General features: G+C 31.9%; 14 protein-coding genes. 6 read left to right on the plus strand and 8 right to left on the minus strand.

The genetic code is table 11. From position 1 onward, the window contains the following. Nucleotides 1–127: 127 nt before the first annotated feature. Together trhA and J2Z44_RS03940 are read left to right on the plus strand one after the other, a co-directional pair. On the plus strand, nt 128–781 hold the full coding sequence (gene trhA, locus J2Z44_RS03935) for a PAQR family membrane homeostasis protein TrhA (RefSeq protein WP_021284483.1): 654 nt from the start codon (nt 128–130) through the stop codon (nt 779–781). Nucleotides 782–1,322: 541 nt separating this feature from the next. Then, nucleotides 1,323–1,514, plus strand: a complete 192-nt coding sequence (locus J2Z44_RS03940) for an aspartyl-phosphate phosphatase Spo0E family protein (protein WP_021284484.1) — start codon at nt 1,323–1,325, stop codon at nt 1,512–1,514. 61 nt (nt 1,515–1,575) lie between these two features. Here J2Z44_RS03940 and J2Z44_RS03945 read toward each other — a convergent pair whose 3' ends face one another. The 3 genes from J2Z44_RS03945 to J2Z44_RS03955 all read right to left on the minus strand — a co-directional run bounded on the left by J2Z44_RS03945 (nt 1,576) and on the right by J2Z44_RS03955 (nt 4,255). Further along, nucleotides 1,576–2,076, minus strand: a complete 501-nt coding sequence (locus tag J2Z44_RS03945) for a GerW family sporulation protein (RefSeq protein WP_021284485.1) — start codon at nt 2,074–2,076, stop codon at nt 1,576–1,578. Nucleotides 2,077–2,090: 14 nt separating this feature from the next. Beyond that, entirely contained in the window at nt 2,091–2,648 is a 558-nt protein-coding gene (locus J2Z44_RS03950; protein WP_021284486.1) for a hypothetical protein, read from the minus strand. A gap of 311 nt (nt 2,649–2,959) precedes the next feature. Beyond that, nucleotides 2,960–4,255: an NCS2 family permease gene (locus J2Z44_RS03955; protein ID WP_021284488.1), complete on the minus strand. Its 1,296-nt coding sequence runs from the start codon at nt 4,253–4,255 to the stop codon at nt 2,960–2,962. A gap of 238 nt (nt 4,256–4,493) precedes the next feature. Between J2Z44_RS03955 and J2Z44_RS21440 the strand changes: the two genes are divergently transcribed. Both J2Z44_RS21440 and J2Z44_RS03965 read left to right on the plus strand, forming a co-directional pair. Further along, nucleotides 4,494–6,365, plus strand: coding sequence for a sigma-54 interaction domain-containing protein (locus tag J2Z44_RS21440; RefSeq protein ID WP_021284489.1), 1,872 nt, complete (start codon nt 4,494–4,496; stop codon nt 6,363–6,365). A gap of 332 nt (nt 6,366–6,697) precedes the next feature. Further along, nucleotides 6,698–7,990: an L-cysteine desulfidase family protein gene (locus J2Z44_RS03965; protein ID WP_021284490.1), complete on the plus strand. Its 1,293-nt coding sequence runs from the start codon at nt 6,698–6,700 to the stop codon at nt 7,988–7,990. Between the two features lie 144 nt (nt 7,991–8,134). Here the strand turns inward: J2Z44_RS03965 and J2Z44_RS03970 are convergent, their stop codons facing one another. Then, a complete protein-coding gene (locus tag J2Z44_RS03970) occupies nt 8,135–9,019 on the minus strand; it encodes a vanadium-dependent haloperoxidase (RefSeq protein ID WP_021284491.1) in 885 nt (294 codons plus the stop codon). A 219-nt stretch (nt 9,020–9,238) separates the two neighbouring features. On the opposite strand from J2Z44_RS03970, the gene J2Z44_RS03975 reads away from it, so the two are divergent. Beyond that, nucleotides 9,239–10,060 carry a DUF434 domain-containing protein gene (locus J2Z44_RS03975; RefSeq protein WP_021284492.1) on the plus strand — a complete coding sequence of 274 codons (822 nt, stop codon included), beginning with the start codon at nt 9,239–9,241 and terminating at the stop codon, nt 10,058–10,060. A gap of 73 nt (nt 10,061–10,133) precedes the next feature. On the opposite strand, the gene J2Z44_RS21765 is transcribed toward J2Z44_RS03975, so the two are convergent. The 4 genes from J2Z44_RS21765 to spoVAC are packed head-to-tail and all read right to left on the minus strand — an operon-like array spanning nt 10,134 to nt 12,160. Then, nucleotides 10,134–10,259, minus strand: a complete 126-nt coding sequence (locus J2Z44_RS21765) for a hypothetical protein (RefSeq protein ID WP_021284493.1) — start codon at nt 10,257–10,259, stop codon at nt 10,134–10,136. Nucleotides 10,260–10,316: 57 nt separating this feature from the next. Continuing rightward, complete coding sequence (gene spoVAE / locus J2Z44_RS03980) at nt 10,317–10,670, minus strand: stage V sporulation protein AE (RefSeq protein ID WP_021284494.1); 354 nt, start codon at nt 10,668–10,670, stop codon at nt 10,317–10,319. Between the two features lie 14 nt (nt 10,671–10,684). After that, nucleotides 10,685–11,686 (minus strand): stage V sporulation protein AD, encoded by a 1,002-nt coding sequence (gene spoVAD, locus J2Z44_RS03985; protein ID WP_021284495.1) that lies wholly within the window; start codon nt 11,684–11,686, stop codon nt 10,685–10,687. Continuing rightward, nucleotides 11,687–12,160, minus strand: coding sequence for a stage V sporulation protein AC (gene spoVAC, locus J2Z44_RS03990; protein ID WP_209649355.1), 474 nt, complete (start codon nt 12,158–12,160; stop codon nt 11,687–11,689). It lies immediately after the preceding gene. A gap of 322 nt (nt 12,161–12,482) precedes the next feature. Between spoVAC and J2Z44_RS03995 the strand changes: the two genes are divergently transcribed. After that, nucleotides 12,483–12,647 (plus strand): hypothetical protein, encoded by a 165-nt coding sequence (locus J2Z44_RS03995; RefSeq protein WP_021284497.1) that lies wholly within the window; start codon nt 12,483–12,485, stop codon nt 12,645–12,647. Nucleotides 12,648–12,677 lie beyond the last annotated feature (30 nt).

Raw genomic sequence — 12,677 nt, forward strand, 5'->3', positions numbered from 1 at the left:
AATAAATTTTAAAAAAATAACAAAAAATAGTATTGAAATTATAATAAATAGTGTATAATATAAACAAGGTATCACATAGTTATTAAAACTATGTGATAAAGTTATGTTAAATGGAGGTTGTAGTAATATGAAAAAATTTAGAGAACCAGTTAGTGGTTTCACACACTTATTTGGAGCAGTTGTTTCCTTAGTGGGGCTTGTAGCCCTATTGTACAAACAACTAACCATGGGGAAGTATACTAGCTTTAGCATTTTTGCTACTTTAGTTTTTGGATTAAGTTTAGTATTTCTTTATACAGCAAGTTGTACTTATCATCTAGTAGTTTCAAAAGAAGGAGTAATAAGATTCTTAAGAAAACTAGATCATTCTATGATTTTTATACTTATTGCAGGTACTTATACTCCTATATGTTTAATAGCTTTAGAATCCTACTGGAGATGGGGGATTTTCTTTACAATTTGGACTTTAGCCATACTTGGTATAATATTTAAGTTCTTATGGATTGATTGTCCATCTTGGCTATCTGCTACTTTATATGTAGGAATGGGATGGCTAGCTATAATTGCATTCTCTCCTTTATTAAGAGCCATCGGAGCTGCAGGGGTTAAATATTTACTGCTTGGAGGAATTTTATATACTGTTGGTGCTGTATTTTATTGTTTGGAGAAAAATGGTACAAAAAGAACTTTTGGAGCTCATGAAATCTTTCATATTTTTGTGCTATTAGGGAGCTTAAGTCACTATTGGCTAGTTTTCAAATATATTTTAACTTTAGCATAAGAGACCCTGTTAGAAAAACTATTTTAATATATAATAAAAACTTATATTAATGAAAAGAGAGGTGAATTAATTTCTTATATAAACTCATCTCTCTTTTCCCTTTCTGTTTTCTTAAAAAACTTAATGTGGTTTGTTAAAATAACTTCTAGTAAATTTTATAAATACAAAATTGCTCCATGCACAAGTAGAAAAATTAAAGGTAACATGGAAAAAATACATTATAATCCATTGAAAAAGAGCAGGAAAAGAAGTATAATGAAATTAGTAAATTTTGTGAAGTTTTTAGTTCATATTTTTAAAATAATAATTTATCATATATATAATAGATACTTGTGGACCTTTTATGGTCTTTTTTTATAACCTTTTATCATTTTAAGTGGAATAACTTTGACTATTATTTAGTAGGAATAAGAATGTAAGTATATAATTTGTTAAATATTGAAATTTTTCGCTTATAATATTATAAAATATGGAAACTCTATTTATGAAGTTATTATTTTTCTTGCATTAAGAAAGTATTACAGTTATAGGAGGACATTTTATGGAGCAATTAGATGACAAATTAGTGGAACTTGCTAAACGTATAGAAGAAGTTAGAGAGATATTAAATGAAGCTTGCATAACTTCAGAAGATGAAGAGAAAACACTTTTTATTAGTCAACTTTTAGATGATTTAATTGTGGAATACTTTAAAGTAGTGCAAGAAGATAGAGATAAACTAAAGAGTGAATAATGACAAAATAGATTAACAAATGTAAATCCCATGCCAAAGTAAATTTAGCATGGGCTTTGTTTTAGTTTTTTTGATTAGATGAATTCTGTTTGTTTGCTGAACCTTGTGCTTTGTTTTGTGAAGAACCACTTCCTTCACTACCTTGTTGACCTTGTTGTGATCCTTGACCATTGCCTTGGTTCATCATTCCACCACCAGAAAAACTTTGACTTAAGCTAGAAACAGCCTCTGGAAGTTTGTTCATTAATTGTTCCATATTACTCTTTTCATTAACAGGAAGCATTGATACTGAATCATTTTCAATAACCACAACTGCACTTGTTGTTACTCTAGCGCCTAATCCTACACCATTTGTAGCATTATTAGCATTATTTGATCCGCTATTTTGCAGCTTAGTTGACATACCTGTGCTACCATAGCCCATAGTTACTGACATAACAGGAACTAAGGTTTTGTTTCCTACTGAAAGAGGGTTTCCTAGTACTGTATCTGTGCTGACAAAATCATGAAGATCAGTAAATAAAGTATCCATGTTATTTGTAAATGATGTATTTTCGTTCATATCAATTTCCTCCTTTATTTAGCCCCTTGTAAAACAGGGGATAGTGAACTCTGATTTTTATAGTTTAATAATATTTTCAGAGTAGGTATTGATCTAAAGGTTCCCATGGCATATATTTTTCCGTAATCATAATCTGTATTAAAGTCAGCATTATTGCTAAGCTCTACACCTTGTATATGGTCACAGACTAATTCTGTAGCTCCAAAAATCATACCAGTAATGGATGGATCTACAAAACCATAAGAAGCATTTATTTTTAAAAATGAAGGATTTAAACTTTTTACAAGTTTAAAATAATTTGAAAAGCTTCCATTTTTACCTTCTAAACTTTTACTTAATATTTTAAAATTAAATACATACACATTAATGGTAGTTGTATCATCATTTTTGTTAATTGTGGATTTAAGTAAAGAGTTCATCCAGCGAATAATTAGTTGAAAATTTTTAGGTTCCTCAAAATTATAGTTAAAAAATGCTTTTATTGGAACTAGTATTAACAATACTGAAAACAAAATTAAAATAGTAGCTAAAATCCATATTAAAAATAAAAGAAAGATAGTTAAAATGTACATAATAACATCTCCATTGCATAATTAATGTGATACGAAACATGCTTCATAGTTATTATGGCTCTAAATGTAAAAAGTATTAGATGTAAATTATAGATAAGTTATCATAACTTAATATAATTGTAAGAGAGCAGATTATATGTATTTAAGTAACAAAAAATTGGGTAAGATTGTAATTAAAATTAAACTTGTATATTTAGGTTGGAATTTAGATAGGTTTAGTAGAAGTTTGTTAGAGGTAGTAAAAATAACATGCTTCAAGATAAAAAACAAGAAATCTACCCTGAAAGGATAAATTTCTTGTTTTGAAAATTTTAATGTATAAAAAATTTTAATAAGAATAACAAACCAATTATATAAGTGGCAGGTGTAATTTCTCTGTATTTGCCAGTTGACAATTTTATTATAACGTAAGAAATCATACCAAAAGCAATACCATCAGCAATGCTGTAAGTCATAGGCATTGTAATTAAAGTTATAAATGCTGGAATTGCATTAGAAAAATCAGTCAAATCTATATCTTTTATTGGTTCAAGCATAAATAGTCCAACTAGAATCAAAGCTGGTGAAGTTGCTGGTGAAGGTATCATTAAGAATATTGGAGATAAGAATAATGCGATTATAAACATCACTGAAGTTGACACAGCAGTAAGTCCAGTCCTTCCACCTTCTGCAACACCAGAAGCACTTTCTACATAAGCAGTTAAGGCACTAGTTCCAAGACAAGCTCCAAGAGTTGTTCCAATTGCATCAGCAAGTAAGGCTTGTTTTGCTCTAGGTACATTACCATTAGCATCTAACATATTAGCCTTAGTTGCTACACCTACAAGGGTTCCTATGGTATCAAACATGTCCATAAATAATAATGTGAACAATACAATAGCCATATCAACAGAAAAAACATGATTCCATTCAAAATTTAAAAAAGTTGGGGCCATTGAAGGTGGCATACTTAAAATACTTTTTGGTATTTGAGTTATTCCCATAGGTATTCCGATTATTGTAGTTGCTATAATACCAATAAGTAAGGCTCCCTTAACTTTTCTAGCAACTAAAATGCTGGTTAGAATAATTCCTATAATAGCAAGTACTGTATATGGATCTCTTAGGTTTCCAAGAGAAAGAAGACCGCCACCTTCAGGATGAACAACAATACGTGCATTATCAAGTCCTAGAATTGCTATAAAAAGACCAATACCTACTGAGATAGCTCTTTTAATATTTAGAGGAAGACTATTTATAATAGCTTCACGAACATTAAACATAGTTAATAGTATAAAAATTATACCTTCAAGGAATACAGCAGTCATGGCAAATTGCCAAGAGTACCCCATAACTGTGCACACAGTAAAGGCAAGAAATGCATTAAGTCCCATACCTGGAGCTGCGGCAAAAGGTAGCTTTGCATAAACTCCTATTAATAAGGTTGCAACAATTGAGGAAATAGCTGTAGCAGTAAATACTGCACCAAAGTCCATACCAGCTTGAGATAAAATACTTGGATTTACAACTAGTATGTAAGCCATTGTCATAAAGGTAGTTATACCTGCAAATATTTCAGTTTTAAAGTTTGTATTATTTTCCTTTAATTTAAAGTAAGATTCAAACATATTTTATTTCTCCTTTTATGAATTTATAATTCCTTAGTACCCGTGTTTATATTATCAAATAAGTAGAAGTTTATCAAGAGAAAATCCGAACATTTTCGATAAAAAACAACAAAATGTTTAGAAAGCCTTAAGCAATAATGTGTGTTGATAATATGAAATTAAAATTTTACAAATAACTTTGTATTTGTGTTCATATCCTATTATAATGAAAGTGATAAAGTTGTAAGGGGTGAAGGTTGTGGCATTAAATAGTATAAAAGATTCGGTGCAGGAGGTAGCAGAGGCTATTTCTGCAGTGCTTCATGTAGATGTTACTATAATTGATAATAAATTTGAAAGAATTGCTGCTACTGGACATTATAAAAAGCTTATAGGGAATAAAATCCCTTCAAAGTGTTTGTTTGAATTTATTTTGAAGGAAAAAAGACCCCTTTATATAAAGAGGAATCCGGCAAATGATGATGAGTATATAACAAACCTAGTATGCAATACCTGTGAAGCAAAAGATACTTGTACTGAGTTTGCTACTGTAGGGTATCCTATCATGAAAAGTGAAGAGGTAATTGGCATTATTGGTATAAATGTATTTGATGAAAAACAATGTGATATAATTTCCAAGGACTTTAATTCTATGATTGTATTTTTAAATAAGTTAAGTACTTTATTAGTTGGAAACATTGTGTATAAGGATACAATTAAAAATCTTGAGATACAAAAAGAAGAAACCAATCATATTATTGATAGTTTAAATGATGGTATTTTATGCATTGATAATAATGGTTTTGTAAAATACTTAAATAGAAAAGGTGAAAAACTTTTAGACGTATCAGAGGCCTACATAAAAAATAATCATGTAAATGAGTTATTACCTGATTTAAATGTAGGGTTACTAGGCAGGGAGTTTAAAGGAAAAGCTTTTAATTTTCATAGTAAGAAACAGAGCTTTATTGTAAAGAGTAGTCCAATTATTTGGAGTGGGGAAAGAGTTAGTAATATAGTTCAATTTAATAAAAAGAGTGATGAGGTAAGAGCAGCTTATAGGTTGCTTGAAAGTAGCAATATAGTTAGATTTGAAGATATTATAGGTGAAAGTAGCAGTATAAGAAATGTAAAACTCATGGCAAAAACTATTGCGAAAACAGATTCAACAGTTTTATTAAGAGGAGAAAGTGGTACAGGCAAAGAACTTTTTGCTAGATCCATACACTATGAAAGCAATAGAGAAGAGGCGCCTTTTATTGCGGTGAACTGTGCATCTATCCCAGATAACTTATTAGAGAGTGAGTTTTTTGGTTATGAGGGAGGTGCTTTTTCTGGAGCAAGAAGAGAAGGGCAGATTGGAAAGTTTGAACTAGCTAGTGGAGGTACTATATTTTTAGATGAAATTGGTGATCTACCACTACATCTTCAGCCAAAGATACTTAGAGTGCTGCAGGAGCATAGCTTTCGAAAAATCGGTGGAAAAGAAGAAATATATGTGGATGTAAGAGTTGTTGCAGCAACCAATAAGAATTTAGAAGCTATGGTTAAAAATGGTGAGTTTAGAGAGGATTTATATTATAGATTAAATGTAATTCCTATCTATTTGCCTAGTCTTAAAGAGAGAGGCGAGGATATCTTTTTACTAACCAACTACTTATTAAATAAGTTTTGTTGTAGATTTAATATGAAGAGTAAAAAGATATCTGAAGATGTTAAGCACATATTCAGTCAGTACTCTTGGCCAGGGAATATAAGAGAGCTTGAGAATGTTATTGAGTATGCTGTAAATATTGCTAAGGATGAAACTATTGGAATTGGAAGCTTACCGGTAAATTTTGCAGGTAAGAGTAGGCCTTTAGAATCTCAAAATATAAAATGTTCAAATTATAACAGGCATTCTAATGAAGCCTATGATGAAAAAGAGGAGAGATTAAATATTATAATACCTAAAGAGCAATTAGTAAGTAAGGGATTAAAGGAATCTCTGGAGGAATTCGAAAAAAACATTTTAGTAGATATGCTAACCACCTATGGAAACCATAGTGAAGGAAAAAATAAAATAATAGAAGCTTTAAATATAGATTTATCGACCTTATATAGAAAACTGAAAAAGTACAATTTGCAATAGTGCGAAAAAATTGCAGGAATGCGAAAAAGTATTGTTATGTCTTTGCAATTGTGCAAAAACAAAAATGAAATTTTAGAAAAAGAACTCTATAAATAGATTTTTAAATTATTGAACTGTCAGTAAGTTTGATTTAGGATACGAGTTAAGCCCCTAGCCTTCTCATTTGGCTAGGGGCTTAAAGTTTATATTAAAAAACTACATTTAGGATAAAATGTTGGCATGGTTATTGCTTGTATAATTAAGTAGTTAATACAACAGAAATTTAAATGGTATTAAAGTTTTTATGTACTTATATTTTTATAAAGCAATTAGATATTTAAGGAGAGAGTAAAATGAGCATTTTAAATAAAGAAGAAGTATTTGAGCAATTAATTGAAATTATAAAAAATGAAACGAAGCCAGCAGTTGGCTGTACAGAACCGGTAGCTGTGGCATTAACAGTTGCAACTGCTAAAAAGTATTTAAAAGGAGAGCCAACAAAAGTAGATTTAAAGGTTAGCAAGAATATATATAAGAATGGTAAATCGGTTACTATTCCAAATACTGAAGAATGTGGAGTACATATGGCTGCAGCCTTAGGTCTCATTTGTGGAGATGCTGATGCAGGACTAATGGTATTTAAAAATGTAGATAAAGCTCAGGTAGAAAAGGCTAATAAACTTATAGATGAAAATTTGGTAAATGTAATCCCTGTTAGTAATGAAGATTCAGTATTTGTAGAAGTTACTATCATAGGAGATGATGAAGAAGTTTCTGTTATACTAAGAGGTTCTCATACAAATATAAATGAAATAAAGGTCAATGGAGAAATTCTATTTAAAGGTGAATCACTTAAAGGAGATACAAAAAGCTATAGCTTTTTTAAATCACTAACCCTAAAGGATTTAAGAATTATAGCTGAAGAGATTCCTTGTGAAAAGCTAGCATTTATAGATGATGGTATTAGTATGAACAAGGAAGCGGCAGTTGAAGGGTTAAGAAGAGAAAAAGGATTACATTGGGGAGCATCGCTTTTAAAGCTTCAACAAGAGGGTAAAATCGGAAAAGATTCAGCTACAACTGCAAGGATTTTAACTGCTGCAGGTTCTGATATAAGAATGAGTGGAGGAACATGCCCTATTATGACTAGTGGAGGAAGTGGAAATCAAGGTTTATGTGTAATTCTTCCTATAATGGTGGTTGCTGAGGATATTAAGGCTTCTCAAGAAACTCTAAGAAGAGCAGTATTTTTAGGACATGTTGTAAATAATTTTGTTAAAAAGTATACAGGAAAATTATCAGCTATCTGTGGTTGCGCTATTGCAGCAGGAATAGGAGCAAGTGTTGGAGTGTCTTGGCTTCTAGGAGGAAAAGATAAAGAAATTCAAGGAACTATACAGAATATGTTAGCAAACTTAACTGGTATGGTTTGTGATGGAGCTAAGGAAAGTTGTGCTATAAAATTATCTACCTCTGCAGCAGAAGCAATCATTTCTGCTTACTTAGCTAAGAATGGAACTATTGTTCCTAATAAAACTGGTATTATTGGAAATACTGCAGAAGAAACCATTGAAAATCTGGGATTGCTTTGTAGAGACGGTTTTAGTATGGCAGATGATGTAATGCTGACTATTGCTTGTGAATAATAAAATACAGATATACAAAATGCTGAATTAAGGAAAATCACTACTAATTAAATATTTGTAAAACCATGGACAAAAGAGGGTTAACTCTTTATCCATGGTTTTTATATTATTTAGGTTCAATCTGTCATGAAATAACCATTTTCTCTAACTTTCAATTTCCTTGGCCAATTTATCTGATGAATACAAATCTTCAGCAAAAGGACAGTAATGACCTTCAGCATAAGAAATAACTTGTTTATAAGGAGGTGGAGGAAGTTTAGCCCCCAGATATTCTGAATTTGGATAGTCCACGTAGCAAGAATTATCATCCTTTTGTTTTTTTAGTTTTTCTACAACCATTTCTCCAATGAATCTTCCTAAAATTAAACCTTGTTCATTGTCAATTGGGTAGTGTACGCCTGCATATAACCTAGAAATAGCACATTCTTCAGCAAGTTCATGAAGACGATAAGCCTCCGGTGGGAAAAAATAGCTGAGAACAACTTCAGCACAACCGGCAACAACACCATGTCCCGCAGGATAACTAGGATGTTTAGGCATTGGTAATAGAGAAATGAAACTTTGATCTAATTGATTAGGTCTTGGTATTTTCCAAAGATATTTAAAGTACCAAGTAACTGCAAAGGCATCATTCAGTGCTGCATGTACTGCAGCAAGTATTCGTGCGGCTCTAAATGCAGTTATCTTATAGGTGTCTATTAATATATCAATAATTGGAGTCCACTGTTTAGTTGCAGGACCAGTACCCCAATATTTAGCTATATTTATCTGATTGGAGTTTAATTTTCTTTGAGCATCTTTTACTGCAGTTAATTGCTTGCCATCAAAATCAATACTTGTATCTGGTTCTCGCATTGGAAAAGCTAGATAGTTTCCATTATCATCTACAAAATTGCCCTTTTCATTTCTTTTCAAGAAATAGGTTGGCCAGGTACTACCCATAGGGTCCTCAGCATAAGGAACTCTTAATTCATTACCATAGGAGAGCATAGACCAGTTTCTTGGAAGATTATTATTTGTGTTTGTCATATAATTACTCCTCTTTTTATATAAATTTTGAACTATGAACTTACATTGGAGATAAAAAAGGCTTACATTTCAAGTGCTTTAGTTCACTCTACTTATAGTTTATGAAACGTGGTATAAATTTGTCATATTATAGATTTAATTTAGTATAAAAGGAGATAATAAAGAGTAAAAGGCCCTTTAATTTAAAGTGAAAATTATAGGAAAGAAGGAGTATAAATATTGATAAAAAATAATACTAGTGAGGAACTAAAGAAAAATGAAATCCTTTTAAATATAGAGCTTCAAAGTGATAATTCTATAGCAGTAAATGAAAATAAAAGTGTTGTGAGAAGAGGATTTAATGAGGAAGATAATAAATGGTTCTCACACAAGGAAATTGTGAGACTTCAACAAGCTCAAGAAGAGCTATATTGGCTACTTAATAGAGGATATAAAATGGAATCAACTTGCCAGTTTATAGGAAATGTATATCAGTTTTCACAAAGACAAAGGAATGCTTTGCAGCGTGGGACTAGCATACTATCGCAATGTGAAAATAGGAGAGCCTCGTTGCTAGAGAACTCAGAAATAAAAAATAAAGAATTATATATAGATGGATTTAATTTAATTATAACCTTAGAGGTGGCAATGTCACAGGGAATATTATTGCTTTGCAATGATGGAACCATAAGAGATATTGCAGGTTTAAGAGGTAGCTATAGAATTATTGATAAAACAACTAAGGCCTTAGAGCTTATTGGGAGATCACTTGAAGAACTTAAGGTTTCTAGTGTGAAGATTTTCCTTGATGCTCCTGTATCTAATTCAGGTAGATTAAAAAGCAAAATACTAAACCTTTGTGAAAGTTGGACTTGTAACACAGAAGTTGAACTAACACCAAATCCAGATTTGCTATTAGCAAAAATGGAGAGGATTATTACTAGTGACTCCGTAATTCTTGATAATTGTAAAAGTTGGTTTAACTTAGGAAGATATATAATAAATAATCATATAAAAGGTGCAAAAATCATTGATTTAAGTGGTGAAACAACTAGAAAATAAAATTTTCATTAAGCAATAATTCATATACAAAAAAAGTACCACCATATTTTTAAGATATGGCGGTACTTTAAGCCTATACGTTAGGTAATCCTCTAACTGGTTTATGCATATTTTTATCTTTTTCCATTGTAATAGGGTTAGCGGTTTTCGGATTAGCACCCTTATTGTTTTTGTTCTCTTTACGAATTTTATCAGACATAGATTACACCTCCATTAGATTTAATTATTAATTAAAGTTATAAAAATATATAAGTTTTTAACCTCTAGGTTTAAACACCAAAGAAGCTAAAAAACCAAATATTATAGCAGCTGAAATACCTGCACTGGTAATTTCAAATATGCCGGTAAGAACTCCTATTATGCCATTTTGTTCTGCTTCCATAAGGGCACCTTTAACTAGTGAATTACCAAAACTACTTATCGGGATTGAAGCACCAGCACCAGCAAATTTAACTAAAGGATCATACCAGCCGAGACCTCCTAATATAGCACCAGCAACTACCAGAGTACTCATAGTGTGAGCAGGAGTAAGTTTGAATTTATCCATCATTATTTGTCCAATAACACAAATAGTTCCGCCCACAATAAAAGCCCAAATAAATTTTTCCATTTAAAATCACCTCTTTACATTTCAAATGCTACTGCATGAGCAATTGAAGGAATACTTTCCTTTTGCTGGTATGATAATGGAGACAGCAATGCACCAGTTGCAATTACTAATATTCTTTTTAATTCTCCCCTTTGCATTCTGTTAAATAAATGACCATAGGTCACTGTAGCAGTACAACCACAACCACTTCCGCCGGCCATTACAGGTTGATCCTTTTTATAAATTAAAAGACCACAATCTGTAAATATTTCTTTAGGAATATTTAGGCCATGTTGACTTAATAAATCAGCAGCAATTTGATGGCCAACTCGACCTAAATCACCTGTAGCAATTAAGTCGTAATAGGAAGGATCAATATTTAAGTCTTTAAAGTGTTTTTCTATGGTATCAACAGCAGCTGGAGCCATGGCGGCTCCCATGTTATAGGGATCCGATATGCCCATATCTACTACTTTTCCAATGGTTGCACAAGTAATTTTAGGTCCTGTGCCATTTTTCCCAACTAAGGCTGAACCTGCTCCAGTTACTGTCCATTGTGCTGTAGGAGGTTTTTGAGCTCCGTACTCTGTAGGATACCTAAACTGTTTTTCTACAGCAACGTTATGACTTGAAGCCCCTGCAAGGACATAATTAGCGGCATTGCTGTCTACTAGTTGAGCAGCTAATGCAAGGCTTTCCATGGAACTGGAACATGCACCAAAGATACCTAGGAAAGGTATCCCCAAAGTTCTAGCAGTAAAGCTACTAGAGATAATCTGGTTCATTAAATCACCACTAATTAAAAATTGAACATCTTTACTTGTAAGATTAACCTTACTTAAAGTGGTTTGAAAGGATTGTTCTAACATTTTCTTCTCAGCCTTTTCAAAACTGTCTTCACCAATCCAAATATCATCATGTAGAATATCAAAATCATCAGCTATAGCACCGGCAGCCTCAAAAGGCCCTCCTACAGTGGCTGAAGATATAATTGAGGGTTTTGATTGGAAAACCCAAGTTTGCTCGCCTTTTAGCATTTACATCCCACCTAACCATGTGATTAAAATTTTTAAGAGTGCTACCACAAAGGCAGAAAAGACTCCAAAAGCAATTACTGAGCCTGCTAGTTTAAACATATTTCCACCCACACCGAGTACATAACCTTCAGTTCTGTGTTCAATGGAAGCTGAGGCAATAGTGTTTGCAAAGCCAGTGATTGGTACTGCTGTACCAGCTCCAGCCCATTGTGCAATATGGTCAAAAACGCCAAAGCCAGTAAGTAATACTGAAGCTATGATTAAGATTGCTACAGTGGGATTTCCAGCATTGGTCTCATTAAAGCCAAAGTAGTTAATAAAAAACCATTGTAATCCTTGTGCTACTGTGCAAATCAAACCTCCTACTAAAAAGGCTCTCAGACAATTCTTTACTATAGGGCGTTTAGGTTCCCTGTCCTTTGCGAAAGATTTATACTCTTGTTGTTCTGGAGTAAGATCTTTACTTTTAGACATTATGTATCACCTTCTTTCAATTATGTAATGCGAAATATTTGCTAAGCAGATACTGGTTTGCATTTATTAGTTTTAGGAATGTTAATAAAACATAGTTAAAGTTCATATAGACCATTTTTTTATTGCTTTTATGGATATACTTGTTAGTAAAAATATTTTTCACAACAAGCTCAATAATACTATTATTAGTAGTTAAAGTTTTCTTATACGAGTGATTATTAAAAAATAAAATATTATTTTAATGGTAGTTATATTTAATTACAACTATCAAATACTAATATGTAAGTGTAATTTTAGCTTATAAGGTGGTGAACATGCTGATATGAGATCTAAAAAAGAAGGGATAAATACAGATTATGCCATAGCTATGGGAGCTCCTATAAGAAAAGAAGAATTAATAAATGGGGGAGCCTTTCTAGATAAACAAGAATTGACAAGGGAAGCAATTAAGGAAAAAGAAGAAGATTTAGCAAGAGGTAATGCATAGAATGTTCTGACAACGTCTCACATAGCTTTG

Origin of the sequence: Clostridium punense (assembly GCF_017874425.1) — a bacterium.
Lineage (GTDB): Bacteria > Bacillota > Clostridia > Clostridiales > Clostridiaceae > Clostridium_J > Clostridium_J punense.

Bases quoted from the DNA above. Each gene is read 5' to 3' on its own strand.
- spoVAC (WP_209649355.1), bottom strand. From the start codon at position 12,160: ATGTCTAAAAGTAAAGATCTTACTCCAGAACAACAAGAGTATAAATCT.
- J2Z44_RS03955 (WP_021284488.1), bottom strand. From the start codon at position 4,255: ATGTTTGAATCTTACTTTAAATTAAAGGAAAATAATACAAACTTTAAA.
- J2Z44_RS03995 (WP_021284497.1), top strand. From the start codon at position 12,483: ATGAGATCTAAAAAAGAAGGGATAAATACAGATTATGCCATAGCTATG.
- trhA (WP_021284483.1), top strand. From the start codon at position 128: ATGAAAAAATTTAGAGAACCAGTTAGTGGTTTCACACACTTATTTGGA.
- spoVAE (WP_021284494.1), bottom strand. From the start codon at position 10,670: ATGGAAAAATTTATTTGGGCTTTTATTGTGGGCGGAACTATTTGTGTT.
- J2Z44_RS03950 (WP_021284486.1), bottom strand. From the start codon at position 2,648: ATGTACATTTTAACTATCTTTCTTTTATTTTTAATATGGATTTTAGCT.
- spoVAD (WP_021284495.1), bottom strand. From the start codon at position 11,686: ATGCTAAAAGGCGAGCAAACTTGGGTTTTCCAATCAAAACCCTCAATT.
- J2Z44_RS21765 (WP_021284493.1), bottom strand. From the start codon at position 10,259: ATGTCTGATAAAATTCGTAAAGAGAACAAAAACAATAAGGGTGCTAAT.
- J2Z44_RS03940 (WP_021284484.1), top strand. From the start codon at position 1,323: ATGGAGCAATTAGATGACAAATTAGTGGAACTTGCTAAACGTATAGAA.
- J2Z44_RS03945 (WP_021284485.1), bottom strand. From the start codon at position 2,076: ATGAACGAAAATACATCATTTACAAATAACATGGATACTTTATTTACT.
- J2Z44_RS03970 (WP_021284491.1), bottom strand. From the start codon at position 9,019: ATGACAAACACAAATAATAATCTTCCAAGAAACTGGTCTATGCTCTCC.
- J2Z44_RS03965 (WP_021284490.1), top strand. From the start codon at position 6,698: ATGAGCATTTTAAATAAAGAAGAAGTATTTGAGCAATTAATTGAAATT.